Annotated in this window: 24 protein-coding genes; 14 read left to right on the top strand and 10 right to left on the bottom strand. The window is 72.9% G+C overall.

The window, feature by feature from the left end; all coding sequences use genetic code 11:
* Positions 1-26 precede the first annotated feature (26 nt).
* Positions 27-1,418, top strand: coding sequence for an MFS transporter (locus NP048_RS16555; RefSeq protein ID WP_227575330.1), 1,392 nt, complete (start codon positions 27-29; stop codon positions 1,416-1,418).
* On the top strand, positions 1,415-2,404 hold the full coding sequence (locus tag NP048_RS16550; RefSeq protein WP_227575331.1) for an alpha/beta fold hydrolase: 990 nt from the start codon (positions 1,415-1,417) through the stop codon (positions 2,402-2,404). The genes NP048_RS16555 and NP048_RS16550 overlap by 4 nt, the downstream gene beginning before the upstream one ends.
* Positions 2,405-2,523: 119 nt before the next feature.
* Here the strand turns inward: NP048_RS16550 and NP048_RS16545 are convergent, their stop codons facing one another.
* Genes NP048_RS16545 through NP048_RS16535 form a run of 3 tightly spaced genes read right to left on the bottom strand, consistent with a single transcriptional unit; the run spans position 2,524 to position 6,884 of the window.
* On the bottom strand, positions 2,524-4,491 hold the full coding sequence (locus NP048_RS16545) for a right-handed parallel beta-helix repeat-containing protein (protein WP_227575332.1): 1,968 nt from the start codon (positions 4,489-4,491) through the stop codon (positions 2,524-2,526).
* A 29-nt stretch (positions 4,492-4,520) separates the two neighbouring features.
* Positions 4,521-5,798, bottom strand: coding sequence for an endo-1,4-beta-xylanase (locus NP048_RS16540; RefSeq protein WP_227575333.1), 1,278 nt, complete (start codon positions 5,796-5,798; stop codon positions 4,521-4,523).
* 51 nt (positions 5,799-5,849) lie between these two features.
* A complete protein-coding gene (locus tag NP048_RS16535; protein ID WP_227575334.1) occupies positions 5,850-6,884 on the bottom strand; it encodes a LacI family DNA-binding transcriptional regulator in 1,035 nt (344 codons plus the stop codon).
* 150 nt (positions 6,885-7,034) lie between these two features.
* Between NP048_RS16535 and NP048_RS16530 the strand changes: the two genes are divergently transcribed.
* From NP048_RS16530 to NP048_RS16500, 7 genes are all read left to right on the top strand, one after another.
* Entirely contained in the window at positions 7,035-8,423 is a 1,389-nt protein-coding gene (locus NP048_RS16530) for an ABC transporter substrate-binding protein (RefSeq protein ID WP_227575335.1), read from the top strand.
* A gap of 103 nt (positions 8,424-8,526) precedes the next feature.
* A complete protein-coding gene (locus NP048_RS16525; protein WP_227575336.1) occupies positions 8,527-9,483 on the top strand; it encodes a carbohydrate ABC transporter permease in 957 nt (318 codons plus the stop codon).
* Complete coding sequence (locus NP048_RS16520) at positions 9,483-10,271, top strand: carbohydrate ABC transporter permease (protein ID WP_227575337.1); 789 nt, start codon at positions 9,483-9,485, stop codon at positions 10,269-10,271. The genes NP048_RS16525 and NP048_RS16520 overlap by 1 nt, the downstream gene beginning before the upstream one ends.
* Positions 10,272-10,291: 20 nt before the next feature.
* Positions 10,292-11,035 carry an SDR family oxidoreductase gene (locus tag NP048_RS16515; RefSeq protein WP_227575338.1) on the top strand — a complete coding sequence of 248 codons (744 nt, stop codon included), beginning with the start codon at positions 10,292-10,294 and terminating at the stop codon, positions 11,033-11,035.
* A gap of 36 nt (positions 11,036-11,071) precedes the next feature.
* The gene (locus tag NP048_RS16510; protein ID WP_227575339.1) at positions 11,072-12,145 is read left to right on the top strand and encodes a Gfo/Idh/MocA family protein; all 1,074 of its coding nucleotides are present in this window, start codon (positions 11,072-11,074) and stop codon (positions 12,143-12,145) included.
* Positions 12,142-12,594: a VOC family protein gene (locus NP048_RS16505; protein WP_227575340.1), complete on the top strand. Its 453-nt coding sequence runs from the start codon at positions 12,142-12,144 to the stop codon at positions 12,592-12,594. Before NP048_RS16510 ends, NP048_RS16505 begins: the two co-directional genes overlap by 4 nt.
* Complete coding sequence (locus NP048_RS16500; RefSeq protein ID WP_227575341.1) at positions 12,594-13,445, top strand: amidohydrolase family protein; 852 nt, start codon at positions 12,594-12,596, stop codon at positions 13,443-13,445. The genes NP048_RS16505 and NP048_RS16500 overlap by 1 nt, the downstream gene beginning before the upstream one ends.
* A gap of 47 nt (positions 13,446-13,492) precedes the next feature.
* Here the strand turns inward: NP048_RS16500 and NP048_RS16495 are convergent, their stop codons facing one another.
* The 4 genes from NP048_RS16495 to NP048_RS16480 all read right to left on the bottom strand — a co-directional run bounded on the left by NP048_RS16495 (position 13,493) and on the right by NP048_RS16480 (position 17,413).
* Entirely contained in the window at positions 13,493-14,314 is an 822-nt protein-coding gene (locus NP048_RS16495; RefSeq protein WP_227575342.1) for a MetQ/NlpA family ABC transporter substrate-binding protein, read from the bottom strand.
* Between the two features lie 64 nt (positions 14,315-14,378).
* Positions 14,379-15,059 (bottom strand): methionine ABC transporter permease, encoded by a 681-nt coding sequence (locus tag NP048_RS16490; RefSeq protein ID WP_227575343.1) that lies wholly within the window; start codon positions 15,057-15,059, stop codon positions 14,379-14,381.
* Complete coding sequence (locus NP048_RS16485) at positions 15,059-16,057, bottom strand: methionine ABC transporter ATP-binding protein (protein ID WP_227575344.1); 999 nt, start codon at positions 16,055-16,057, stop codon at positions 15,059-15,061. Before NP048_RS16485 ends, NP048_RS16490 begins: the two co-directional genes overlap by 1 nt.
* A 480-nt stretch (positions 16,058-16,537) precedes the next feature.
* Positions 16,538-17,413, bottom strand: a complete 876-nt coding sequence (locus NP048_RS16480; protein WP_227575345.1) for a tyrosine-protein phosphatase — start codon at positions 17,411-17,413, stop codon at positions 16,538-16,540.
* Positions 17,414-17,493: 80 nt separating this feature from the next.
* Between NP048_RS16480 and NP048_RS16475 the strand changes: the two genes are divergently transcribed.
* Positions 17,494-18,477 carry an Fpg/Nei family DNA glycosylase gene (locus NP048_RS16475; RefSeq protein WP_227575346.1) on the top strand — a complete coding sequence of 328 codons (984 nt, stop codon included), beginning with the start codon at positions 17,494-17,496 and terminating at the stop codon, positions 18,475-18,477.
* Between the two features lie 53 nt (positions 18,478-18,530).
* Here the strand turns inward: NP048_RS16475 and NP048_RS16470 are convergent, their stop codons facing one another.
* The gene (locus NP048_RS16470) at positions 18,531-19,163 is read right to left on the bottom strand and encodes a DUF1684 domain-containing protein (protein WP_227575347.1); all 633 of its coding nucleotides are present in this window, start codon (positions 19,161-19,163) and stop codon (positions 18,531-18,533) included.
* Positions 19,164-19,219: 56 nt separating this feature from the next.
* Positions 19,220-19,423, bottom strand: a complete 204-nt coding sequence (locus NP048_RS16465; RefSeq protein ID WP_227575348.1) for a hypothetical protein — start codon at positions 19,421-19,423, stop codon at positions 19,220-19,222.
* A gap of 80 nt (positions 19,424-19,503) precedes the next feature.
* On the opposite strand from NP048_RS16465, the gene NP048_RS16460 reads away from it, so the two are divergent.
* The 4 genes from NP048_RS16460 (at position 19,504) to NP048_RS16445 (ending at position 25,496) form a co-directional block, all read left to right on the top strand.
* Positions 19,504-20,454, top strand: a complete 951-nt coding sequence (locus tag NP048_RS16460) for an LLM class F420-dependent oxidoreductase (RefSeq protein WP_227575349.1) — start codon at positions 19,504-19,506, stop codon at positions 20,452-20,454.
* A 371-nt stretch (positions 20,455-20,825) separates the two neighbouring features.
* The gene (locus tag NP048_RS16455; protein ID WP_227575350.1) at positions 20,826-22,598 is read left to right on the top strand and encodes a glycosyltransferase; all 1,773 of its coding nucleotides are present in this window, start codon (positions 20,826-20,828) and stop codon (positions 22,596-22,598) included.
* Between the two features lie 46 nt (positions 22,599-22,644).
* Positions 22,645-23,376, top strand: a complete 732-nt coding sequence (locus NP048_RS16450; protein ID WP_227575351.1) for a biotin/lipoyl attachment domain-containing protein — start codon at positions 22,645-22,647, stop codon at positions 23,374-23,376.
* Complete coding sequence (locus tag NP048_RS16445) at positions 23,373-25,496, top strand: glycosyl hydrolase (protein WP_227575352.1); 2,124 nt, start codon at positions 23,373-23,375, stop codon at positions 25,494-25,496. Before NP048_RS16450 ends, NP048_RS16445 begins: the two co-directional genes overlap by 4 nt.
* Here NP048_RS16445 and NP048_RS16440 read toward each other — a convergent pair.
* A complete protein-coding gene (locus NP048_RS16440; RefSeq protein WP_227575353.1) occupies positions 25,422-26,828 on the bottom strand; it encodes a glycosyltransferase 87 family protein in 1,407 nt (468 codons plus the stop codon). The two genes, NP048_RS16445 and NP048_RS16440, sit on opposite strands and share 75 nt — an antisense overlap.
* Positions 26,829-26,958: the final 130 nt, after the last annotated feature.

The raw sequence follows: 26,958 nt of genomic DNA, 5'->3' as shown, positions 1-26,958 counted from the left end.
CCCGTGCGGGGGCCTACGCTGCCGCCATGGGTCACCCCGCAGCCGAGGTTCCCGCCGACACCGTCGTCGAGCCCGCACCCGCCCGCCGTCAGATCGCCGCGTGGGCGTCGTGGGACTGGGGGTCGGCGGCGTTCAACGCGGTCGTCACGACCTTCGTCTTCACCACGTACCTCACGAGCAGCGTGTTCGCCGAACCCGGCCAGGACACGGTGGCGGTCACCGCCCTGCACAGCCAGTGGCTCGGCTGGGGACTGGCGGCTGCGGGCATCCTCGTCGCGCTGACCGCGCCGGCGATGGGCGCCCTGGCCGACGCCGGGGGGCGTCGCCGCCCGATCCTGGCGGCCACGTCCGGGATCGTCGGGCTGTGCGTGCTGGCCCTGTGGTTCGTCCGCCCCGAGGAGGGCGGCATGGCCGACGCCGTCCGGCTCGGCGTGATCCTGCTCGGCATCGGCACGATCGCCTTCGAGATCGGGTCGGTCGCGTACAACGCGCTGATGCTGCAGATCAGCACGCCGCGGACCATCGGGCGGATCAGCGGCATCGGGTGGGGCGCCGGGTACGTCGGCGGGATCGTGCTCCTGCTCATCCTCTTCTTCGGGTTCATCGACCCCGAGGTCGGCTGGTTCGGCGTCACGTCCGAGGCCGGCATGGACGTCCGGGTGTCGATGCTGGTGGCCGGCGCGTGGTTCCTCCTCTTCGCCGTGCCCGTGCTCGTCATGGTGCCGGACCGCCGCCGTGCCGGTGCGGCGCCCACCCGCGTCGGCCTCGCGGGCGCGTACGTCGCGGTCGGCCGACACATCGCGGAGCTGTGGCGCGAGCGCCGCGCGACCCTGCGCTTCCTCGTCGCGTCCGCGGTGTTCCGTGACGGGCTCACGGGCGTGTTCACGTTCGGCGGCGTGATCGCGGCCGGGTCGTTCGGGTTCTCCGCGAGCGACGTCATCATGTTCGGCATCGCCGCGAACGTCGTCGCCGGTGCCGCGACCATCGGTGCGGGCTGGCTCGACGACCGGTACGGGCCGCGGCTGCTGGTCACGTGGTCGCTCGTGGTGCTCGTCATCGCCGGCACGGCCGTCTTCCTCCTGCACGACGCGGGGGCGCGGGCCTTCTGGGTCGGCGGACTGGTGCTCGCGGCGTGCGTCGGGCCCGCGCAGTCCGCGTCGCGCGGCCTGCTGGCACGGCTGGCCGACCCCGGCCGGGAGACCGAGCTGTTCGGCCTGTACGCCACGACCGGGCGCGCGGCGACGTTCCTGGCGCCCGCCGCGTTCTCGATCGCGATCGGCCTGGGCGGCGCGCAGTACTGGGGGATCCTCGGGATCGTCGCGGTGCTGGTGCTCGGCCTGCTGCTCTTCCTGCCGGTGCGGTACCCGCGCGGCCGCGGCGTCGAGGGACGGCGCGACCTGCTCGCGGACGGCGCATGACGTCACCCGGCACGCGGCGCGGCTGGTCGCCCGACACGCTGCTGGCCGGGTACGAGTCGTGCACGCTGCCGGGGTGGGTACCGGCGCCCGGGGGGCCGTCCGCGCGAGCCGTCGCGGCCGGTGGTGCGGCACCCCTGCTCACCCTGGTGCGGCCGCCCCGGGCCCCGGAGGCGCCGCGGGGCGTCGTGGTGCACCTGCACGGCTACAACGACTACTTCTTCGCGACGCACCTGGCCGACGCGTTCGTCGACGCCGGGTGGGCGTTCCTCGCGCTGGACGCGCGCCGCGCCGGCCGGTCGCTGCGCCCCGGCGACCTGCCCCACTACCAGGGTGACCTGCGCGAGCAGGCGTCGGACCTGAGCCGCGCGGTCGCGGTCGCGCGCCGGACGTGGCCGGGGTTGCCGGTCGTCGTGCACGCGCACTCCACCGGCGGGCTGGTCGCCGCGCTGTGGGCGCACGCGCACCGAGCGCGTCGGGGCGCGGACGCGGTGGTGCTCGACAGCCCGTTCCTGTCGTCCGAGCGCTCGTGGGTGCGGCCGCTGGAGGACGGCGCGCTGCGGGCCCTCGCACGGCGGCGTCCCATGCAGGTCGTGGCCTCCCGGCCGTCGTGGTACGCCGGGCGGATGGCCGAGCGGTGGGACTTCGACACGTCGCTCAAGCGCCCGCAGGGGGTACCCGCGCGTGCGGGCTGGCTCGCGGCCGTCCGGGCGGGGCAGGCGCGCGTCGCGCGCGGGCTGCGGATCCGGGTGCCGGTGCTCGTCGCCCGGGCCGCACGCTCGGGCGCCGACGTGGTGGACGGCGCGGACCTCGACACGGCCGACACGGTGCTCGACGTCACGACGATCGCGGCGCTCGTACCCCGCCTCGGTGCGGACGTGCGCGAGGTGGTGGTCGACGGCGGCGTCCACGACCTCGCGCTCTCCCGCGCGGAGCCCCGCACCGCGTATCTCAGCGCCGTGCGGGACTTCCTCGCCGGGGTCCGCTGACGCGCCGACCCGCGCACCCCCCGCACGCCGAGCGCGGTACTCGGCCGCCGAGCGCGGTACTCGTATGCGCCGCGCTCGACCGGTGTGTACCGCGCTCGGCGGGGGTGGGGGAGGTGGCGTCAGCGCAGCCTGGTGCGTGCCCTGCCGAGGGGCAGGTCGGCGAGCGGGCCCGCCGGGTACATGATGCCCGAGGCCTTGCACACGCCCAGGAGGTCGACGTCCGCGGCCACGGGGGTGCCGTCGGGATTCTCGAAGTCGGCGTCGGCGAAGCGGACGCGGGGCAGGTCGGCCGCCGTGACCAGGCCCACATGGCCGTCCGTGAGGTCGGCGGGGAGCGTCGTCTCCAGCCACACGCCGTCGCCGTCCTCGACGACGGCGGCCTCGACGGCGCCGCTCACGGTCCGGGCGCCCGTCTCGCCCGAGAACGGCCGGCTGCCGTTCGCGTAGACGTTGTGGTGGATGTAGACGCCCTGCCGCTGGGTGCCGAAGCGCTCGTGGTCGCCCTCGGCGGCGTTGACGGCCTCCAGGTAGCCCTCCCAGCCGACGGGGCACCCCTCGTAGGCGGAGGTGCCCGACGCCGCCGGGGCGGCGTCGAGCCAGATCGCGCCGGGCAGCAGCGCGCCGGCGACGTCGGCGCCGGTGAACAGGTTGCCGATCCAGCGGTCGTCGCCGCCGAGGATGTTCGCGAACCCGGCCACCGCCGTCGAGTGCGGCCGGTGGTACTGCGTGGCCCGGTCGATGACCTGCCCGCAGCGCACGACGCCGCCGACGAGGTTGTTCACGTACGCGCCGCCCTGCGCGAAGTTCTCGATCGCGACAGGTGAGGCGAACACGTTGTGGTCGACCAGGTAGGGGCCGTGCGAGACCTCGACGAAGAGGTCGCGCGTGTTGGCGTGGTAGACGTTGCGGGCCACGCGGGTGCCCTGGGTCTGCCAGTCGAGCCAGGTGCCGAGCGTGCAGTGGTCGATCCGGTTGCCGAGGAGCTGCACGTCGATCGCGGCGTGCAGCTTGATGCCGGCGATCTCGAAGCCGTAGAACTCGCGCTTGGTGCCGATGTGATGGATGTGGTTGTCCTCGATGGTCGAGAACACCGCGCCCAGGTGGCCGACGACGCCGTTCTGCCCGCAGTCGTAGATGTGGTTGCGGCGCACGACGTGCGAGCCGATGCGGTCCTTGGACCAGCCCTGCTCCAGCGCCGTGAACACCGACTCGAGCTGGTACTGGTAGCCCGGCTTGTCACCGCGGACCGCCGCGAAGTTGTGACCGGTGGAGATCTCCTTGCCGAGCGAGACCCCCGAGCACTTCGCGTCGTGGATGACGTTGTCCTCGATGACCCAGCCCTTGGCCCAGTTCGGCCCGATGAGGCCGGGCTGGTCGGCGGTGGGCGGGGTCCAGGGCGACGCCGCCTGTGCCAGCTCGAAGCCGCGCACCGTGATCCAGTCGAGGTGGTGCTGCTCGGGGTAGAACACCGCGGGGCGCACGTTGACCTCGGTCAGCGCGGCGTTCGGGTCGGCATCGAGGAAGTTCGCCCAGATCGTGGTGACGTCGTCGCCCACCTCGGCGTACCAGACCGCCTGCGACCACGCCGGGTCCTCGACCGCCTGCGTGGTCCTGGTCCAGCCGTCGACGACGGACTCGCGCCGCTCGGGGTGCGCGACGGACTCGACGTCGTACACCTGGGTCAGGGAGACGCCGTCGAGGTACACGTCGCCCCGGGTGGGCCTGCCGCCGTACTGCCCCGGGACGAGCCAGTCGCCCCACAGCTCCTCGGCGAACGGGTTGAAGCCGCCGAACAGGGCGTGTGGCACCTCGACCCGCCAGGTGCCGTCCGCCGTGCGCGTCCAGCCGGTCACGGGCTCGGCGCCCGTGACCACCACGTGGTCGCCCGCGGCCTCGAACGTGATGCGGCGCGTGTCGCTCAGGCCGCCGCGCACCGGGCGGACCCACTCGCGGTAGACGCCCTCGTGCACGCGCACGGTGTCGCCCGGCATCGCCTTCGCGGCGGCGGCGTTGATGGTGCGCAGCGGCGCGCCCTCGTCGCCGCGGTGGGTGTCGTCGCCGGTCACGGCGACGTGGATGATGCCCATGCTCGTCTCCTTCGACGGTGGCGGGGTGGTCAGGCGGTCACGGTGAGCGCCTGCTCGCCGGCCGGCAGGGTCACGTCGACGGCGGCGCCGGCGACGGTGAGGCGGTAGTCGCCCGCGAAGGCGTCGACGACGACGCGGCCGGCGTCGTCGGTGCGCACCGTCGTCGGCGCAAGCCACCAGGCACCCTTGACGAGGCCGCGCAGCGCGTCGTAAGCGGGCTTGGGGGTGCCGTCGGCGCGGACGAGCCCGCACGGGGCGCCGAGCCACGCGCCCTCGTCCGTGATGCCCCAGTAGTTGACGCACTCGACCGAGGGGTGCGCGACGAGCTGGGTGTAGTGCCGCACGATCTCCTCGGCCTGGCGCTCCTCACCCTGCGGCGTGGACGGCCAGGAGTCGACGACGTAGTCGTTGAGGTCGGTGACCTCCGCCGGCATGACGTCCCCCGAGAGCAGCGTGTTCTCGGTGAAGTGCAGGGGCAGGCCGAACCGCTCGAAGCGGGTGAGCACGTCCGCGAAGAACTCCTCGCCGCGGTAGCCCTGGTGCATGTGGGACTGCAGTCCGAGCACGTCGATCTGCACGCCCGCGTCGAGGACGTCCTCGATGAGCCGCTCGTAGGCGGGGGAGAGGTTGAAGTCGTTGAGCAGCAGCGTCACGGCGGGGTTCGCCTCGCGCGCGGCCTCGAAGGCGAGGCGGACCATCTCGACGCGCCCGCGCCGCTGGGCGAGCCGGGTCACGGCGTTCTCCTCGCGGTCGAACACCGGCAGGATGACGGCCTCGTTGATGGCGTCCCAGGTGGGGACGACGTCGGCGAGCTGCGTGACCTCGCGTGCGATGCGGGCGCGGATGGTGCGCTCGAGCTCCGCGTCGTCCATGCCGAGGAGCCACGTCGGGGCCATGGTGTGCCACAGCAGCGGGTGGCCCTTGGTCGCGGCGCCGCGTGCGGCGAACCACTCGGCGGTGCGCCGCAGGCGCGTGGTGTCGGGACGGCCTGCCTCGGGCTCGAAGCCCCGCCAGTAGAACGGGAGCGTGACCTGGTTGAAGAGGTCGAACCAGAGGGGCTCGAGGTGCCGGGCGGCCTCGACGGAGGCGCCGCCGAAGGGGGAGTAGAGCGGCGTCGTGTCCTCGCCGTTGGCGAGTCCGACGAAGTCGAAGCCGACGTTGCCGAACAGGAACGCGTGCGTGGTCTGTTCGACGACGACCTCGCGGTCGGCCAGGGGAGTCCCGGCGGCGTCGGTGACGGTCACGGTGCTCTGCGTGTGGCGGTGGGCGAAGCGCGGGTCGGCAGTGATGCGGGCGACGTTGTCCATAAAGGAAACTTTCCATACCCGAGGCGCTTCGCGCTAGTCGGCCGACCCGAATCAGGCGCGCGGCACGTCGGTCGATCTGCGGACCACCAAGGACGTCGCCAGCTCGGTGCGAGGTGCCGGGCGCAGGTCGGACCGGGACATCTCGATGACGATGCGGGCGGCCTCGCGCCCCATCTCCACCAGCGGCTGGCGCACCGTCGTCAACGCCGGCGTCACCCACTGGCACAGGTCGACGTCGTCGAACCCGACCACGGAGACGTCCCGGGGCACGCTCAGGCCCAGCTCGGCGGCGGCGAGGTAGACGCCGTAGGCCTGCTCGTCGGAGCCCGAGACGATCGCGGTGGGGCGGTCCGGCAGGCTCAGCAGCGCGGTGCCGTGCTCGATCCCGCCGCTGACCAGCGAGTCGCCGTGCCGGACCAGCGTGGGGTCGGCCCGCAGGCCGTGGCGCTGCAGGGCGCTGCGGTAGCCGTCGAGACGGTCGCGGTGGGACTCGTCACGCAACGGCCCGGTGATGAAGGCGATCCGCGTGTGGCCCAGGCCGATGAGGTGTGCCGTGGCGTCGCGCCCACCGGCCCAGTTGGTGGCGGCGACGGTGGGCAGCGAGGGCAGTGCTGCGCCGATGGGGTCCAGCAGCACGACGGGCATGCGCAGTCGCGAGAGCTCGCGCTCGGCGACGTCGTGCACCTGGGCGGCGACGAGGATGACGCCTTCCGAGCCGCGGCGCGACAGATGGTCGAGCCACGTGCGCCCGCTCGCGGGCGTCGACGTCGTCGTCACGACGAGATCGAGCCCGAGCCGCGCGACCTCCGCCTGGGCGCCGCGCAGGAGCGTGGTCGCCCACTGGGTGTCGAGCGAGTACAGGACGAGGTCGACCAGGGCGCTGCCGGACCCGGGATGGGTGCGTCGCTGTTCGTAGCCCTGCTCGTCGAGTACCTGCTCCACCTGCCGGCGGGTCGCCGCCGAGACGCCGGGGCGCCCGTTGAGCACCTTGGACACGGTCGGCACGGAGACGCCGGCTGCCTGCGCCACCTTGGCGATGGTCACGCCGCGCCGCTCCTTCGAGCCCTTGCGGGACGCGGGCCCCATGGCGCCCTCCTCTGCTCCTCGTGTCGTGCCCGGCGCATCACATTGACGGCGCCGCGGAGGCACCCTAACGTACGGGTGAGCGAAAGGATTAAAGAAACTTTCGCAAATCGGAGCAGTCCCCAACGGCGGGGACGAGCAGAAGGAGCAGCGATGCGAACCTCAAGGACGACGGTTCAGACGCGGAGGGCGGGCATCATCGCGGCAGTCGTCGCGGTCGGCCTCCTCGCCACGGGATGCGGGGGCACGGACGGCGAAGCCGCCGGCGGTACGGAGGGCAGCGCCACCGAGGGCACGGTGACGTGGTGGGGCTGGACCCCGGACGCCCCCAACGCGGAGAAGCTGATCGCGGCGTTCAACGAGGAGTACCCCGACATCGAGGTCACCTTCGTCTCACGGCCCATCGACAGCTACGACTCGGTCCTCTCCCCGGCGCTGACGTCCTCGGACGGACCCGACGTGTTCAACGTCGCGCCGGGCTCGGCCAACGGTGGCGTCCAGACCTTCGGCGCCGGCGCGATCGACCTGACCCCCGCGGTCCAGGAGGCCCTCGGGGACGGATGGAAGGACCAGCTCGCCGGGATCGGCGTCGACGGTCTGACCGTCGACGGCAAGCTCGTCGGCCTGTCCGCCGGTGCGGTCTACTCCGGCAACCTCTGGATCAACCAGGACCTCTTCGACGAGTTCGGCCAGAAGCCGCCGACCACGCTCGAGGAGTGGAAGTCCGTGTGCGAGGCCTTCGAGGCGGGCGGCAAGGGCTGCTTCGTGCAGGGCGCCGGCCAGCACGCGTTCAACATGGACACCTTCGAGGCGATCATGGAGAACATCGAGCCCGGCCTCTACCAGAAGGCGTCGCTCGGCGAGGCCTCGTACGTCGACGGCGACTCGGGCGCCAAGTTCGCCCAGGGCATGGAGATCTGGAAGTCGCTGTTCGACGAGGGCATCATGCAGCCCGGGGCCACGGGCCTCCAGCAGTACCCCGACGCGAACAACGAGTTCTTCGCCGGCAACTACGCCATGGTGATGATGGGCTCCTGGTACACCCAGTACGCCGTCAAGGACTCCAACCTCGCGGCGCAGGAGGCCGCGGGCGTCGCGAACCCCGAGCCGATGACGATCATCCCGATCGACCTTCCGGACCTCGCCGGCACCGGCAACGTCGGGAGCATGTTCGGTGACGCGGACTACGGCCTCGCCGTCTCGGCGCGCTCGCAGAACCAGGCCGCCGCCACGACGTTCGCCGTCTGGCTCGCCACCTCGCAGAGCGGGCAGCAGGCCGTCGCCAACACGCTCAACAACATCCCGGCGCTCAACGGCATCACGCCGGTCTGGGAGGACATCGAGCTGGCCAACCCCGAGGCCCAGGCCGAGGTGCTGTCGGCATACACGGAGCAGGCCGCCTCGGGCACCGAGCCGCGGTTCGCGACCGTCTCCGCCGAGCTGAACTCCGGCTTCCGCGACACGCTCGGCGAGGTCGCCGAGGGACGCATGAGCATCGCGGACGCGCAGGCTCACCTGCAGTCGATCATCGACGCGCAGTGACCGATCACAGCTGACTCCCGTCGGGCCGGCCGTGCCCTACCCTCCGCGGCCGGCCCGACCGGGCGTACCCCACCCCCCGGAACTCCCACCAGAAGGACTCCCGATGCGCAGCGACAGTGCTGTCGACGCACCACGCGAGACCACCGGTGGCCCCACTCGCACCTCCGCGCAGCGTCGTCGCGGCGGAACCCTGAAGCACGTCGCGAGCGGCTACCCGTGGATCCTCCCGGCCATGATCGTGGTGGCCGGTCTGATCTACTTCTCGATCGGCTACACCGGATTCGTCTCGACCCAGAAGTGGAACGGATTCATCCTCACCCCCTCCGAGTGGATCGGGGCCGGCAACTTCCAGACCCTCGCCGGGGACCCGATGTTCCGGCGTGCGCTCGCCAACACCGTCGTCTTCTTCGTCGTGACCTTCACGGTGCAGACCACGATCGGGTTCGTCTTCGCGGCGCTGATGCACTCCTCGGTCAAGCTCCGCGGGCTGTACAAGGTCATCGTCTTCGTCCCCACGGTGCTCGCGCCCGCGACGATGGCCCCCGTCTTCCGCACGATGTTCGCCAACAACGGCGAGGTCAACACGTTCCTGTCGTCGATCGGGCTGGACGGGCTGACGCACACCTGGCTCTCGGACCCCGGCACCGCGCTCGGCGTCGTCATGGCGGCGACGATCTGGCAGTGGACGGGCCTGACGTTCATCCTCTTCTACGCCGCCATGTCGCAGATCGAGCCCGAGATGCTCGAGGCGGCGCGCATGGACGGCGCCGGCAACGTCCGCAGCCTGTTCTCGATCGTGTGGCCGTCGTGCCGCGGGACGACGTTCGCCCTGGCGACGCTCGGCCTGATCGGTGCGCTCAAGACGTTCGACTGGCCCTACCTGATCTCGCCCTCGGGCCTGGGCGGGGCGACCCAGTTCCTGGGCACGTACATCTACCAGACGATGATGCAGGAGAAGAACTTCGGCTACGCCGCGACGATCTCCGTCGCGCTCCTCGTCCTGGCTGTGACCTGCGGTGTCGCGATGTCGATCCGCAACCGTCGTGAGGGGAAGAGCTGATGTTCGAGGCCCGTACGAAGTCGCAGAGGATCGTCATCCAGGTCGTCGTGACGCTGATGGCGCTGCCCTTCCTGGTCCCGCTGGTCGTGATGGTCCGCGGGTCGCTCGCCGGCCGAGGGTTCGGCAACTACGTCAAGGTCTTCGAGACCGGCGTCCTGGGCACCTACCTGCTCAACTCGGTCATCGTCTCGGTGTCGGCGATCCTCATCGTCTACGCCTGCGCCATGCTCGCCGCGTTCGGCTTCTCCAAGCTGCGCATCGTGGGCAAGGAGCTGTGGTTCTGGGCGCTGCTGCTGGCCCTGACGATGCCCGAGGCCGTGCTCCTGACGCCCCTGTTCGTCACCGCGTCCACGTTCGACATGTACAACCAGCTCATCGCCGTGATCCTGCCGATCGCGGCCCTGCAGATCCCGTTCGCGACGCTGCTGGCCCGCAACTTCTTCGACGGCATCCCGAACGAGCTCATGGAGGCCGCGCGCGTCGACGGCGCCAACATCTGGCAGGTGTTCCGGCGGATCATCCTGCCGCTGACCAAGCCGATCGCCGCCGCCATCGTGGTGCTCACGCTGATCTCCGCGTGGAACGCGTACCTGCTCCCGCTGCTCATGCTGAACTCCCCGGACCGCCAGGTGCTGACCCTGCTGCCGTCGTTCTTCATCAGCCAGTACACGAACGACCAGACCGGCGTGCTGGCGGCCGCGGTCATCGCGGCGCTGCCCATGGTCATCGCCTACCTCTCACTGCAGAAGTACTTCGAACGCGGGCTCGCCGCGGGTGCCCTGAAGTGACCGTCCCGAAGGAGAGAAGCATGGGTCTGCTCGAGGGCAAGCTCGCCGTCGTCACCGCCGGCACCGCCGGCATCGGCAAGGCGGTGGCCACCCGGTTCATCGCCGAGGGCGCGACCGTCGTCGTCACCTCGCCGTTCCCCGACGAGGTCGCGGCCGCGGCCGCGGAGCTCGGGCCCCAGGCCATCGGCGTCGTCGGCGACGCCGCCGACCTGGGCGACCTGGACGCGCTCGCGGCGGCCGTCGCCGCCACCGGCCGCCGCATCGACGTGCTGCACGTCAACGCCGGCCGCGACGTCGAGGCGACCGACGTCGCCGACATGACGCCCGAGAAGTTCGACGCCGTCGCGGGGCTCACGTTCCGCGGCGCGCTGTTCACCGTCCAGCGGCTCCTGCCGCAGATCGCCGACGGCGCGTCGATCGTGCTGACCTCCTCGATCGCCGGGACGAACGGCGGCCCCGGTCACGCCGTCTACAACGCGAGCAAGGCGGCCGTGCGCTCGCTGGCCCGCACGCTGACCGCCGAGCTGGGACACCGCGGCATCCGCGCCAACGCCGTGAGCCCCGGGCCGACGCGTACGGCGCTGTTCGAGCAGTTCACGGGTGGCTCCGCCGACGTCGAGGCCGCCGTGACCGAGCACATCCCGCTGCGCCGGGTCGGCCGGCCCGAGGAGATCGCCGCCGCGGTGACGTTCCTCGCGTCCGACGAGTCGAGCTTCGTCGCGGGCGTCGAGCTCACCGTCGACGGCGGCATGAGCCAGGTCTGAGTTTTCCGTCAACGCATTACCGAAAGGACCGCTCACATGAGCAACCCCATCCGTTTCGCCGTGATCGGCACCGGCTGGCGCGGCCAGTTCCACCTGCGGGTGGCCGCGGCCGACCCGTCGCGGCTCGAGGCCGTCGCCGTCATGGCGGTCGACCAGGCCCAGGCCGACATGATCCACTCCGCGTACGGCGTGCCCGCCGTGACGTCGCTCGACGAGCTGCTCGCCTACGAGCCCGAGTTCGTCGTGGCGGCGGTGTCGTGGCCGGCCATGCCCGGGCTGCTCAAGGAGCTCACGGCCCGCGGCGTCAAGGTCATGGGCGAGACCCCGCCCGCCCCCGACCTGGCGGGGTTGCGCGACCTGTGGACGTCGATCGAGGACCAGTCGCTGGTCCAGGTGGGCGAGCAGTACGTCCTCATGCCGGGGCACGCCTCGCGACTCGCGGTGCTCGGCGCGGGCCTCCTCGGCGTCCCGCAGTCGGTGGAGATCGCCTCGACGCACCTGTACCACGCGACGTCGCTCATGCGCGCCTTCCTCGACGTCGACATGGAGCGGACCGTCGTGTCGGGCCGCACCTTCGACACCAGGATGACGCTGCCGCTGACCTTCGACGGCTGGGTCACGGAGCCGCAGCCCGAGGTCCAGGCCTCCACGTACGCCACGCTCGACTTCGGCGACGGACGCGTCGGCGTGTACAACTTCGTCAACATGCAGTGGTGGAACCCGCTGCTGTCCCGTCGCATCGTCGTGCGGGGCACCCTGGGTGAGATGGTCGACGACACGGTCGTCCGCTGGGACGGCGCCGACCCGATCACCTCGCGCATCGAGTACCGCCGCACCGGCGTCGACATGAACCTCGAGGGCAACGAGGTGGTGCACACGTCGTTCGACGGCAAGATCCTGTGGCGCAACTCCTGGGTCGGCACCCGCCTGTCGGAGGACGACGTGGCCGTGGCCGACCACCTGGTGGCGGTCGGCGCCTGGGCGCGCGGCGAGGCCGTCGGCCCGTACTCCCTCGCGTCGGCCTGCCAGGACCACGCGCTCGGCCTCGCGATCGAGGAGTCCGCTCGCACGCACCAGGACGTCGTCGTCGAGGGGGAGCCGTGGGCATGAAGCACCCCGTCACGCTCGGCGGTCTGATCCAGGTCGCGATCGTCGTCGAGGACATGGACAAGGCGCTCGACCACTGGTGCGAGCTGTTCGCCATCGAGCGGCCGGAGGTGCGCGTGATGGGCCTGCCGAACGCCGACGAGACCTACCGCGGCGAGCCGGCGAACTACGGCATGCAGCTCGCCGTCATCGAGGTGCCGGGGCAGCCGGTCGTCATCGAGCTCATGGAGCCCGACGACAACCCGTCGACCTTCCGCGAGTTCCTCGACAAGCACGGCGAGGGCGTGCACCATCTCGGCTTCGCGGTGGGCGATGCGCGTGACGCCGTCGTCGGCGAGCTGGCGGGCCGCGGCCACGCGCTCCGGGTCGAGGCGTTCTACCCGGGCGGGTCGTGGACCGTCGTCGACACCGAGGACGTCCTGGGCGTCAACCTCAACATCAAGCCTGCCTGATGTTCGTCGACACCCACGTGCACCTGTGGGACCGGCGCGACCGGGACCTCGGGTACGGGTGGCTGGACGGCGACGGGTTCCCCTACGGGGACCTCGTCGCCGTCCGGGCGCCCCGGTTCTCCGTGCCCGAGCTCCGCGCGGAGGGCCGGCTGGCCGGCCTGACGAAGGTCGTGCACATGAACGCCGCGTTCGACGCCGCGGACCCCGTGGCCGAGACCGCGTGGCTGCAGCGGCTCGCGGACGAGACCGGCTGGCCGAACGCGGCCGTGGTCACGTGCGATCTCGCGGCCCGTGACGCGGCGGAGCAGCTGGGGCACCATGCACGGCACGCGGTGTTCCGCGGCGTGCGGGAGATGGGCCCGGCGACGCGGTTCGCGGACCCGGCGTTCCGGCGGGGGTACGCCGCGCTGGGGCGCATGGGCGGGCTCTTCTTCCACACCGTGGGGTGGCAGCACGCCGGACTTGCGCTCGACCTGGTGCGCGCGCACCCCGAGGTGACGTTCGTCCTCGACCAGGCCGGGATGCCGCAGGACCGCAGCCCGCAGACGTGGGCGGCCTGGACGGGCATGCTCCGGGCGCTCGCCGCCGAGCCGAACACGCTGTGCAAGGTGTCCTCCCTGGGCATGGTCGAGCCGGGCTGGACACCGCGGTCGCGACGGCCGTGGGTGCTCGCCTGCATCGAGGCGTTCGGCTCACGCCGGGTGTTCCTGGGTACGAACTGGCCGGTCGAGCGGCTGTACTCGAGCTACACCGACGTCGTGCAGGCCTACCGCACGGCGGTGAGCGAGCTGACGGCCGCCGAGCAGAGCGACGTGCTCGCCCGGACCGCGGAGCGTGTCTTCCGGATCTGACGCCACCCCCGCCGAGCGCGGACCGCGCTCGGCGGGGGTGGGGCGGGTCAGAAGGCGGGGATGATCTCCCCGGACGGCCAGCGCTCCTCGATGAAGGCCCGCACCTCGTCGGAGTGCAGCAGCTGGTCGAGCGTCGCGAGAGCCTCGCTGTCGGCGTCCTCGGTGCGGAAGGCGACGAGGTTGGCGTACGGGTTGTCCGCGCCGTCCTCGAGGAGGATCGCGTCCTCGGCCGGGTTGAGCCCTGCCTCCAGCGCGTAGTTGCCGTTGATGACGGCTGCGTCGACGTCCTGCAGGGACACGACGAGCTGCTCCGGCGCCGCCTCGACGAACTCAAGGTTCCTCGGGTTCTCGGCGATGTCGAGCAGGGTCGCGTCGCCGTCGGTCTCGGCGAGCTCGATGAGCCCGGCCCCGACCAGCAGGTCCAGCGCACGGGGCTGGTTGCCCGGGTCGTTGGTGAGGGCGATCGTGCCGCCCTCGGGGATGTCGTCGAGCGAGTCGAGCGACTCGGAGTAGACCCCGTACGGCTCGATGTGCACGCCGTCGAAGTGGTCGAAGTCGTAGCCGTTCTCCGCGATCTGCGCCTCGAGGTAGGGCAGGTGCTGGAAGAAGTTCGCGTCGATCTCGCCCTCGGCCAGCGCCGTGTTGGGCAGGACGTAGTCGGTGAACTCGCGGATCTCCAGCTCCAGCCCGGCGTCCGGGGCGAGCTCGTCGGCGACGTACTGCAGGATCTCCGCGTGCGGGACGGGGCTCGCGCCCACGACCAGCGTCGTCCCGCCGTCGCCCGCCTCGTCGGAGCCGCCGGCCGAGCAGCCGGCCATCAGCAGGGCGGCGGCGGTCAGGGCGGCTGCGGTGCGGACGGTGCTTCTCATGGTGGTTCCTCTCGGGTGGTGCCCCCGGGGGCGGGGTGGGACGGTGCCGCAGGTGCCGGGCGGCTCAGCGGTGGTCGAGGCGGCGGGCGACGAGGTCGCCGACCAGCTGGACCACCGTGACGAGCGCGACGATGACGACGATGGACGTGTAGAGCACGGGCGGGTCGAAGCGCTGGAAGCCGTAGGTGATCGCCAGGAACCCGAGGCCGCCGCCGCCGATCGCGCCGACCATCGCGGAGAAGCCGATGAGGGTGATCACGGTGACGGTGAACGCCGAGACGATGCTCGGCAGGGCCTCGCGCACGAGCACGGCGCGAAGGATCTTCGGCGTGGTGGAGCCCATGACCCGCGCGGCCTCGACCTTGCCCGGGGCGACGTCGCGCACCGCGGTCTCCACGAGCCGCGCGAAGAAGGGGATCGTCCCGATGCTCAGCGGGACGACGGCCGCCTCCCACCCGAGGGACGTGCCCACGATCGCGCGCGTCACGGGGATGATCGCGAGCGCCAGGATGATGAACGGCAGCGAGCGCAGCACGTTGACGACGAAGCCGAGCACGGACGCCGCGGTGCGGTGCGGCAGCAGGCCGTCGGCGGACAGCGAGCGCAGCAGCAGGCCGAGCGGCAGCCCGACGACCAGCGTGATCAGCGCGGAGAGCCCGACCATCTGCAGCGTCTCGAGCGTCGCCTCCGGCAGCTTCTCGGTGATGACGCGGTTGGACGCCAGCTCGTTCCACAGCTCGCCCATCAGGCCACCTCCTCCTGGCCGGCGGGTCCTGGCAGCGGGTCGAGGCCGGCGGCCCTGAGCCGTGCCACGACGTCGTCGGTGAGGGCCTCGGGCGTGTCGAGGATGAGGCGCCCGATGCGCACGCCGCCCAGCGGCTCGACCGTCGCCGACACCACCTCGACGTCGGCACCCAGGCCGGCAACCGCTGCGAAGGCGGCGGACGTGGCGACGGCGCCGGTCGAGTAGACCGCCTCGACGAGGCGCCGCCGCCCTGCCGCCGGCACGTCGGGCACGGGGACGAGCGCACGCGACAGCGGCGAGCCGACCTCGGTGACCACCTGCGCGAGGGCCCCCGACTGCACGACCCGTCCGTGCTCGAGGAGCGTCACGGCGTCGCACGTCTCGCGCACCACGGACGGTTCGTGGGTGATGAACACGACCGTGATCCCGAGGCGGTCGCGCAGGTCCCGCACGAGCCCGAGGATCTGCCGCGTCGTCTCGCCGTCGAGCGCGGACGTGGGCTCGTCGCACAGCAGCACGGCGGGCTCGGTGGCCAGCGCGCGGGCGATGCCGACGCGCTGCTTCTGCCCCCCGGACAGCTGCGCGGGGTACGCGGCGGCCCGGTCGCCCAGGCCGACGAGGTCGAGCAGCTCGGCGACCCGGGCCGCGCGCTGCGTGGTCTTCACGCCCGCGACCTCGAGCGGGTAGGCGACGTTCGCGGCGATGGTGCGCGAGTCGAGCAGGTTGACGTGCTGGAAGACCATGCCCGTCTTGCGGCGGGCGGTGCGCAGCCGGCGCTCCGGCAGGTCGGAGATGGTGACGCCGTCGACGGTGACGGTGCCGGCGGTGGGCCGCTCGAGGCCCGTCAGGCACCGGATCAGCGTCGACTTGCCGGCGCCGGAGCGCCCGACGATGCCGTGCACGGTGCCGCGCTCGACGGTCAGGTCGATGCCGTCCAAGGCGACGACGTCGCCGTCCGGGGACGGGTAGACCTTGCGGAGGCCTGACAGCTCGATCACGGGGGGACCCTTCGAGGGTGGCGCCGCGAGGCGGGGACGGACCCGGGGGTGCGTCGGCGGCGGGGGGACGACCCGGCGTGCAGGGCAGCGGGTCAGGGGAGCGCGCGGGGCGCGCGGGGGGTCGCGGTCAGCGACACATTCGGGCACGACACATGCGGACGGCGACGGCGGGAGCCGGTCGCGTCGCGTGCGTGTCGTGGAGCGCCATGTCCGTCATGCAAGCACGCGGTCTCGCGGGACCCGGCATCGGTCTCATTCAGTGAGACGATATGTCCGAGGGGTGGCGCCACGCCTGAGACGTGTCCTCGCAGGTCAGGGCAGTGGCGATGGAGGGCGACGGGCGTGGGCCGTCCCATCCTGTGACGAGATCGGCTGTGTCTCGCGTCCGGCTGATGAGACTTTCGGCCCGGGTCGACGCGTCGACGGGCCGCCCCCCGCTCCCGTCAGCAGCCCTCGCCAGGTGCGTCCTGAGCCGCCCTGTCAGGCGACGAGCGTCGCACGCAGCGCCGCCACCTCCTCGTCCGTCAGACGCAGGCCGTCGCGCAGGTAGTCGTCGACGGTCCCGAAGTGCGTGCGCATGGCGTCGAGGGCCGCGTCCAGGTACTCCTCGTGGACCTGCAGCAGGGGCGCCAGGAGCGCCGGGTCCCCGCCGACGGACGCGAACTGCCGCAGCAGCGGCGCGTACATCGCGCCGACGGCCGCGTTCACGCCGAGGTACTCCTCGCGGACACCGTCCTCGTCGACGCCCGCGGTGAGCAGCAGCACCGTCGTCGCCCACCCGGTGCGGTCCTTGCCCGCCGTGCAGTGGTAGAGCACGGGCGTCGCCGGCGGGTCGATGATCTGCCGCAGCAGCGTCGCGTACCCCGCGCGGCCCAGGTCCCCGACGACGAGGTCGACGTACGTGCGCCGCATCTGCGCTGCCGGGTCGAGCTCCGCGAGCACCCGTGACGCCTCGTCGGGCCGTCGCAGCATCTCGGCGAAGTCGGCGGCGGGCGCGTCCTGCGTGACCGCCAGGACGTCCGCGTGGATGCCACGCGCGCCCGCGGGCAGCACGTCGGGCAGCGCCGCGCGCTCGGCAGCCGTGCGCAGGTCGACGACGGTGCGCACGCCCAGGCCGGCGAGCACGGGGTCGTCCGCGATCGTCGGAGCGCGCAGCTCGGCGGAGCGGAACGCGACGCCCCGCCGGACGGTACCGCCGTCGGCGGTCGCCCGGCCCCCGATGTCCCGCAGGTTCGCGAGGTGCTCGGACGCGACCGCGTGCGGGTCGACCGTCGCCAGGGCCGAGCGCGCGTCGGGCGCGGGCTCGCCCGTCGGCGTCGTCGGCGGGTGCGGGGGCAGTGTCACGTCGTCGTCCACCCCTGGACCCTCGCACACCCGCCCTGCCCGCCGCTGTCGTTCCGCGCTCCGGGAAGGACGGGCGAGGTTAGGGTGACGCCGTGCCTGAAGGTCATACCGTCCACCGGATCGCACGCCAGATGACGCTGGACCTCGTCGGGTGCCGCCTGGCCGTGTCGTCCCCGCAGGGGCGGTTCGCCGCGGGCGCCGCGCGCCTCGACGGCCGCACGATGACCTCCGCGTCCGCCGTCGGCAAACAGCTGTTCTGCACGTTCGACGCGGGCGACGTCCTGCGCGTGCACCTGGGGCTCTACGGCGCGTGGGACCTGCACGGTGACGTCAGCCCCCTCGGAGCCGGGCAGCGCGCGCGCGGCAGCCTGGGTGCCCCGCGGGTGCGGTCGGGCGCGCCGACGGATGCCCGGCCGTCGAGCCGCCGGCTGCGCATGGGCGAGGGGGAGACCGAGAGCACCGTCCCCGCCGGCACGGCGTGGCCGCCCCCGCCGATCGGCCAGGTCCGCGTGCGGCTCGACTCCGGGAGCGTCGTGGCGGACCTGCGTGGCCCGACGGCGTGCGAGGTCCTCACGGCCGCCGAGGCGGCTCTCGTCCGGGAGCGGCTGGGACCCGATCCGCAGACGGTCGACGACCTCGACGCCGCGGGCGAGGTGGTCGTCGACCGGGTCACCCGCCGCAACGTCGCCGTGGGCCAGCTGCTGATGGACCAGTCCGTCGTCGCGGGCATCGGCAACATCTACCGCGCCGAGCTGCTGTTCCGCGCGCGCCTCGACCCCTGGACGCCGGGACGCCAGGTCCCCGCGGACCTGGTCCGCGGGATCTGGCGGGACTGGGCGGTCCTGCTCGACGACGGCATCCGCGAGGGCGTCATGCTGACGCGCGAGGACCTCGACGACGCCGGGCGGGAGGCCGCACGTCGCGACCCGACCCTGCGGCACTGGGTGTACCAGCGGGGCGGGCTGCCGTGCCTGGTGTGCGGGACGGCGGTGGTCGTCGAGGAGATGGCCACGCGCAAGCTGTACCGGTGCCCCGCCTGCCAGGTGGCACCGTCAGGGGCTGCCGGCGGTCGCTGACACCCGCACGGCGGTCACGCGCAGGGAACTCCTTCTCTCATGACCCCGGCCGGTCAGCCGGCCGGTGCCATGAGCTCCCCGACCGGGAGCTCGGCGGCCAGCGTGTTCGCGCGCGTCGCCAGGGGGCACGACCACGTCGGGTCGTACGCGCACGACGGGTTGTACGCGAAGTTCAGGTCGACGACGAGCCGACCGACGTGGTCGCACCCGAGGTCGGCGCCCTTGATCGTGTCCAGCAGGTACCGGCCGCCGCCGAACGTGCCGTGCCCCGCGAGGGCGTCGCGCACGGGGAGGAACAGCCCGCCCGCGTACCCGCGCAGGGACCACAGCGTGAGGGTGCCCAGCCCGCCGAGCGCGACGCTGCCGACGCGGTCGAACCCGACGACGCCGTCGGTGTCCGTCGCGAGGTCGAGCCGCTGCGGGCCGGCGGGCCCGACTTCGACCTCGAACCGGTACGCCGGGTCGTACGGGGCGACGTCGAGGCCGGCGAAGTCGGCGCGGGCGTCGGCCGTCAGCGGCGAGGCGGGGTGCGAGGCGAACAGCTCGTCGCGCTCCTGCACCCACACGGCGTGCGCCTGCGCCGGGTCGTGGACGGCGAGCGACCGCACGAGCGCGTACGTCTCGGCCGTGCGTCGTCGCCAGTCCGCGAGCTCCAGCGCGGCGGTGAGCGGGGTGGCGGCGTGCATCCGACAACCGTCGCAAGAGCGGGGCCCTCGCGCACGTCGAGCGGGTCCGGCAGGCCTCAGCCCGGACGCCGTGCGCGACGCAGGCGGCGCACCTCGCGCAGCGCGAGCGCGGCGGCGACGGCGGCGGGGACGAGGGCGACGGGTCGCCCGCGCAGCGCCGCGCCGACGCACACGAGCACGACGAGCCCGCACACGACGACGAGGAGCAGCGACGACCACCGGACGGCCCGCGGGCCCCGGCCGGGCTTCCACCAGCACACCCGGTGACCGTACCGGGCGCAGGATGCGGTGCGTGCGCCACCCCCGGTGCCCGCACGGTGTGCGTGCGAGGCTGGCGGGCATGGATCTGCGCATCTTCACCGAGCCCCAGCAGGGCGCCACCTACGACGACGTCCTCGCGGTCGCCCGCGCGACCGAGGACCTCGGCTTCGACGCGTTCTTCCGCTCCGACCACTTCATGGCGATGGGTGGTGACGGCCTGCCCGGCCCCACGGACGCGTGGACGACGCTCGCGGGCCTGGCGCGCGAGACGAGCCGCATCCGCCTCGGCACGCTCGTGTCGTCCGCGACGTTCCGGTACCCGGGTGTCCTGGCGATCCAGGTCGCCCAGGTCGACCAGATGTCCGGCGGGCGCGTCGAGCTGGGCCTGGGAGCGGGGTGGTTCGAGGCGGAGCACACCGCGTACGGCATCCCGTTCCCGGCCAAGCGGTTCGGCCTGCTCACCGAGCAGCTCGAGATCGTCACCGGCCTGTGGGGAACACCGGTGGGGGCGACCTTCGACCACGCGGGCGAGCACTACACGCTCACCGACTCCCCGGCGCTGCCCAAGCCGGTGCAGCGCTCGCCGCTGGACCCGTCCCGCGCGGGCGTCCCCGTGATCGTCGGCGGCGGCGGTCCGACGCGCACGCCGCGCCTGGCCGCACGTTTCGCCGCCGAGTACAACCAGGCGTTCCCCGAGATCGCCGACGTCCCGGGCCGCATCGCGCACGTCCGGGCGGCGTGCGTCGAGGCGGGCCGTGACCCGCAGAGCCTGGTGCAGTCCGTGGCGCTCGTGCTGTGCGTGGGCCGCGACGAGGCGGAGCTCGCGCGGCGCGCGGCGGCGATCGGCCGCGAGGTGCCCGAGCTGCGCGAGCACGGTGTGGCGGGGACCCCGGCGGAGGCGGTCGAGCGCCTCACGTGGCTCGCCGCCCAGGGGGTGCAGCGCGTCTACCTGCAGGTCCTCGACCTGGCGGACCTCGAGCACCTCCAGCTGGTGGCCGAGCAGGTGGCCCCGCACCTGCCCACGGACTGACCCGTCCAGGCTCGGCGGCGGTGCGGCCGGGCCTGGAATGTCCGAATGGTGGGACGTGTGCAGCGCTCCGGAAATGTTCACACGACTGTCATTTTCGTGCGTCGGCGCAGGTGGGTGCGCTCCCAGCACGTCGTCGGGCGGCCTGTGAGGGCGGGAGAGGGCGAGTCGGACACCCGTCCCGGATGACATCCCGCGCGGGCCGCTCCTACCTTCGGACACACCACGAGGGACGACGTCATCACAGGTCCCGGACGCTCCGGGCAGTCGACCCCTCGTGCACCAGGCGCCAACGAGGCCGTCGTGAACATGACGTCGGTCCCCGGCCCGGGGGCTGCCGTCGAGCCGACGCCGACGCACCTTGGGGGGCGACCGTGGCCACCACATTCGACCGACTGATCCTCGACCCACGACGCACCGACGACACGCGCCACCGCCCGCAGAGCACACGATCGGCTGAGAACGAGGCGTCACAGAGCCCCTCGCTCACGCTGCTGGTCCTCCTGGCGGCCGCGGGCATCGTGATGTATTCGGGCTTCCTGCTCAACCCCGCCAACCGGGGTGACTTCCTGCCGTACGTGCTGGTCATCGTGGCGGAGACCATCCTGGTCACGCACGCGCTGCTGGCGATGTGGACCGTGCTGTCCGCGGGCTGGAACCCGCGCGGCTTCGCCTTCCACCACGCGCAGGAGCGGCTGTACGACCTCGCCGAGATCATCCGTGACGGCGCCGAGGACGAGCCCTGGCGCTGGCAGATCTACCTCGAGGACCGTCCCGTCACGCCTGACGTCTTCATCACGACGTACGGCGAGGACCTCGAGACCATCCGCCGGACCGTGAGCGCGGCCCTGCGCATCCAGGGCCGCCACCACACGTGGGTCCTCGACGACGGCCGCTCGGACGACGTCCGCGACCTGGCCGCCGAGCTCGGCGCCCGCTACGTCCGCCGCCTGTCGAGCGGCGGCGCCAAGGCCGGCAACATCAACCACGCGATGTCGCTCGCCAAGGGTGAGTACTTCGCGGTGTTCGACGCGGACTTCGTCCCGCAGCCGGCGTTCCTGCACGAGACCCTGCCGTTCTTCGCGACGCACGACGTCGCGTTCGTCCAGACCCCGCAGACGTACGGCAACTACGACAACGTCATCAGCCGCGGCGCCGGCTACATGCAGGCGGTGTTCTACCGGTACGTGCAGCCGGGACGTAACCGGTTCAACGCGGCCTTCTGCGTGGGGACCAACGTCATCTACCGCCGCGCGGCGGTCGACGCGATCGGCGGCATCTACACGGACTCGAAGTCCGAGGACGTGTGGACGTCGCTCATGCTGCACGAGCGCGGCTGGCGCACGGTCTACATCCCGACGACCCTGGCGGTCGGCGACACCCCGGAGACCGTCGAGGCGTACACCAAGCAGCAGCTGCGCTGGGCGACCGGCGGGTTCGAGATCATGCTCACCCACAACCCGCTGTCCCGGAAGCGCAAGCTCACGATGGACCAGCGCATCCAGTACTTCGTGACGGCCACGCACTACCTCACGGGCATCGCGCCGCTTCTCCTGCTGCTCGTGCCGCCGCTGGAGATCTACTTCAACCTGTCGCCGATGAACCTGACGATGACGCCCCTGAACTGGGCGCTGTACTACGCCGGGTTCTACGTCATGCAGATCCTGCTGGCGTTCTACACCCTCGGGTCGTTCCGGTGGGAGGTGCTCCTGCTCTCGTCCGTGTCGTTCCCGATCTACGTCCGGGCGCTGCTCAACGCGGTCTTCCGCCGCGAGCAGGCGTGGCACGTCACCGGGCGCAAGGGCGCCTACCGCTCACCGTTCGCGTTCATGCAGCCGCAGGTGCTGGTCTTCCAGTTCCTGCTGATCACGACCGCCGTGGCCGCGTGGAAGACGTACACGTCGGGCGTCTTCACGCTCGCGCTCGCGTGGAACGCGACCAACACCGTCATCCTCGCCGGCTTCATCGTCACGGCCTGGCGTGAGGGACGCCGGGGACGTGCCGAGGCGCGTGCGCGCCGGGCGGCCCTGGCCAGCCACGAGCGTGCCGCCGCGGACCTCGCGGACGACGCCGCGCTGCTCGAGCTCGAGTCCGTCGGCGCGACCGACCCCGGCAGCAGCGCCGGCGCCTCGTCAGCATCCCGCTGACACCCCTGACATCCCTGACCCACCCCGCTGACCGAGAGGTGACCCCATGACCTGGGCCAGCCGCATCCGCCTGCTCGCGGGCACGATCCTCGTGCTCGTCCTCGCCTCCCTGGCGACCTACCACCTCAACGAGACCAAGGGGCGCGCCACCAGCGACTCCGCCCAGATCCTCGCCGAGAGCTACGCCGTCGGCAGCCCCTACGCCGGGCTGGTCGCCGACCACCTCGTCGACGTGGGCGACGTCGTCAAGGAGGGCGACCCGATGTTCGTCATCGACTCCTCCGGCCTCACGTACGACCTCGCGAACGGCCTGGTCGTCGAGCCGCCCGAGTTCACGCGGCTCGACGACCAGGGCCGCCTCGTCCTGCTCGCGAGCGGTGACGGGCGCATCACGCAGCTCGCGGCCAAGCGCGGCACCTTCGTGCCCTCCGCCCAGACGCTCGCGACCGTGCAGCGCGACGGCACCCTGTACGTGCAGGGCGAGTACACGCTGACCGCCAAGGAGTACGCGCGGCTGCCCGACGGCGCCGACGTGACCATCACGCTGCCCAACGACGACGTCCTCGCCGGGAAGGTCGACCGGGTCGAGGTCACCACGACCGACGGGCAGGCGCAGGCCGTCGTACGCGTCGCCAGCGACGAGCTCGTCCCCGGTGCCGACAACGGCCTGGTCTCGGCCGGCACGCCCGTGGTCGTGCAGATCGCCCTGACGAACGACGGCGTCGTGACCACACTCGCCGGCAAGGTCCGCAGCTACGTCGAGGGGGTGCTCGGATGACCGGGAACCGGATGGCCCTGCCGGGCCCCGCCCGCACACGCTGGGCGCTCGTCGCCGGCGTCGTCGCCGCGCTCGTGGTGGTGGCGCTGCTCGTGGTGCGCCCGTGGGCGACCGGCACGATCGCGTCGGCCCCCGGGGGCTCGAACGGGGGTGCGCCCGCGGCGCCCGTCGTGGGGCCGGACGACGCGACGCCCCCGGACGTCGACGCCGCGGCCCTCACGGGTGCGCTCGTGCAGGCGGCGGACGCGAAGCTCGACCCCGTCCGCCTGGCCGAGGGCGTCGCGCCGCCGTCGAACCGCTGGTACTCCGGTCTCGTCTTCGGCGAGGAGCTGCTGCCGGTGTTCCCGCTGCCGCTGTCGTTCGCGCTCACGCCCAGCGGGTTCACGATCGGCCTGCCGGACCCGGTGACGAGCGCCAAGGCGGTCGTCGGACCGCACGTGCCGGCCGTGAGCGTCGACGTCGGTGCGGCGTCGGCGCAGGTCGTCGCGGCGGACCCCGTCGCGGTCACCACGCGCCTGCTCGACGCGGCGGGCGCCACGCTCGGCGACGTCACGGTGGCGGCGGGCTCGCCGTTCGTGTCGTTCACCGCGGCGACCGAGGTCGAGGTCGCCGCCGGTGAGGGCTTCGGTGCGCTCGAGGACGGTGTCGCCACCGCTGAGGTGGCGGGTACGACGTGGGGTCTGGCGACCTCCGACGGTGCCCTCGACGGCGGCACCCTGACCTTGCCCGCCGGTGCGACGGCCGGCTGGTACGCGCTGCCCGACGACCCGTCCGACGACGCCGCCGCGGTGCTCGCCGCGGCGGCCGTGGATCCCGTCGTGGGCGTCGACGTCACCTACGGCGTCGGCGACGACGTGGCGCGCACGACGCTCACCTACCGCACGGCCGGCGCGACGCCGAGCGCGCACGTCCTCATGCGGCACCACACCACCGGCACCCAGCCGGAGCGGGACGGGTGCGGCCTGGGCACGTACCGCAGCGTGTACGGGGACCTGGAGCTGTGCGCCGGGTCGACGCTCACGTCGTACGCGCCGACGCTGCACCCGGCGGGTGCGCTCGACCTCGAGGGCATCGACGACGCGCGCCGCGACGCCGTCCTCGCGCAGCTCGAGCAGGACGTCGCCGGCACGGAGGCGTTCGCGTCGGACACGTACTTCGGCGGCAAGCACCTGTACCGGGCCGCCACGCTGGTCGTGCTCGGGGAGCAGCTCGGTGCCGACGACACGGTGGCCGAGCTGCGCACGCGCGTCGCCGACGCGCTGCGCGAGTGGGCGGAGCCCGAGGGCTGCGACGAGCGCGACGCGCGCTGCTTCGTGTACGACGACGCCGCACGGTCCGTCATGGGCCGCACGCCGTCGTTCGGGTCCGACGAGCTCAACGACCACCACTTCCACTACGGCTACCTGCTGTCCGCGGCGGGTCTGCTCGGGGCGGACGACCCCGCCCTCGTCGACGACGTGCGCCCCGTCATGGACGCGCTCGCCGCCGACATCGCCGCGGCCCAGCCGTCCGAGGAGCTGCCCCAGCTGCGCACGTTCGACCCGTACGCGGGCCACGCGTGGGCGTCGGGCACGTCCCCGTTCGCCGACGGCAACAACCAGGAGTCCGCGTCGGAGGCCGTCAACGCGTGGAACGGCATCGGCCTGTGGGCGCAGGCGTCCGGGCAGGACGACCTGCTGACGCAGGCCACGTGGCTCGCGTCGACGGAGGCCGCGTCGGCGCGGGACTACTGGACGGACCCCGATCTGGACCACCCGGTGACGGACGGGTTCGAGCACCGCGTCTTCGCCCTCAACTGGGGCGGCAAGCGGGACTGGGCGACGTGGTTCAGCGCCGAGCCCAGCGCGATGCTCGGCATCCTGCTCATCCCCATGGGCCCGGTGTCCGATTACCTCGCGGTGGACGTGGAGCCCGCCACGATCCTCGCGGCCGTCGACGAGGCCACGCCCGCAGGGCCGGACGTCATGTTCGGCGACTACCTGCTGATGTACCGGGCGCTCGCCGGCCCGGACGAGGCGGCGGCCGCGTGGGACGACGCGGTCGCGCTACCCGACACCTCGATCGACGACGGCAGCTCCCGGGCCTACCTGCTGGCCTGGCTCGCGGCGCACGGCGCCTGACGCGTCGGCGGCCGGTCCCTCACCGGCCGCCGACGCCCCCTCGTCCGCCCCGGCGTCCTCCGCGGGCGCCGGTCGCCGCACGAGCTGCCGGACGGCGACGACGAGCAGGGCGACCACGGCGAGGTTGCGTCCCGCCAGGAGGAACGTCGGCCCGGGCACGCCGTCGACGATGTTGTCGTACATCCACGGGTAGGCGAGCTGCGTCGCACCGGCGACCGCGAGCACGCCCCACGCCGACACGCCCCACCGGGGCAGGCCGAGCGCGAGGGCCACGGCCGTCGCGGGGGCGAGCCACGCGACGAACTGCGGGCTGCCGACCTTGTTGATCACGAGCAGCACGAGCGTGAGGGCGAACGCACCGCGGACGACGAAGTCGGCGCGCACCGCGGTGTCGGTCCAGAACTGCTCGCCCGCGCGGCGGCGCACCCGCCACAGCAGCACGGTGACGGCGAGTACCGCGACGAGCAGCGCGGGTGTGGCTGCGTCGGCGACGGCGCGGGCGCCCGGCGCGCTGATCTCGAACGTGAAGATCTGGTCGTCGTACGCCCGGACCACCTGGGTGGACCAGATGCCCGCGACCATGAAGGGCGTCCCGAGGATCGACTCGATCTGCAGGTCGCGCTGGCGCTGCGCGGTGACGAAGGACAGCAGGTTCGCCCCGCCCCCGCGCGCGACGACCGTCCCGACGACGACCAGGCACACGGCGAGGGCGGGCACGACGACGTCGCGCACCGGCCGGCGGACCGCGAGCACCAGGGGGAGCACCGCGGCCCCGGGGGCGACCTTGATCCAGGCGCCCGCGGTGAGCAGCGCCGCGGAGAGCCGCGGGCGGGAGAGCGCCACGAGCAGGGCGACGACGGTCAGCGGCGCGACGAGCCCGTCGAGGCGTCCCAGGCCCGCCGGGCCCAGCAGGGCGATGAACGCGACGAACCACAGCGCCGCGACCCGCCCGTGCGGGCGGCGCAGCAGCAGCGCGACCGCCACGGCGTCGAGGACCGAGACGAGCGCCAGCCACGCGAGCGGGTACTGACCGCCGTCGGCCAGCCCGGCGAACCCCGCGACCAGCATGGGCACGATCGCGCCCGCGGGGTAGACCCACTCGTAGTCGAGGACCGGCCAGTGGCCGTCGATGAACGCCATGTACGCCCACCAGCGGTACATCCCGAGGTCGCCGAGCGTCCAGTCCCACACCACGAGCCCCACGTGGGCGACCCACGCGTGGGCGAGGATGAACGCGAGCCACACGAGCGGGGTGCGCCACGCCTGTGGCGGCACCGCCCAGGCGAACCGTCCGGGCGCGGTGCGAGGTGACGCCCCTGACGGTGCGGACATGGGTGCCCCCTACCTCGGTGTGACGATGCCGCGCCAGGTTACGCGACGACGGGCGGGCGAGGGACGATCCGGGAGGAATGCCGCGAACCCTCGGGCTCGGCGGCGGTGCCGCGTCCGCCACGTGCGTCAG

It is taken from the genome of Cellulomonas xiejunii (genome assembly GCF_024508315.1).
Taxonomy (GTDB): domain Bacteria; phylum Actinomycetota; class Actinomycetes; order Actinomycetales; family Cellulomonadaceae; genus Cellulomonas; species Cellulomonas xiejunii.
This window is presented reverse-complemented; position numbering and strand designations above follow the sequence as displayed.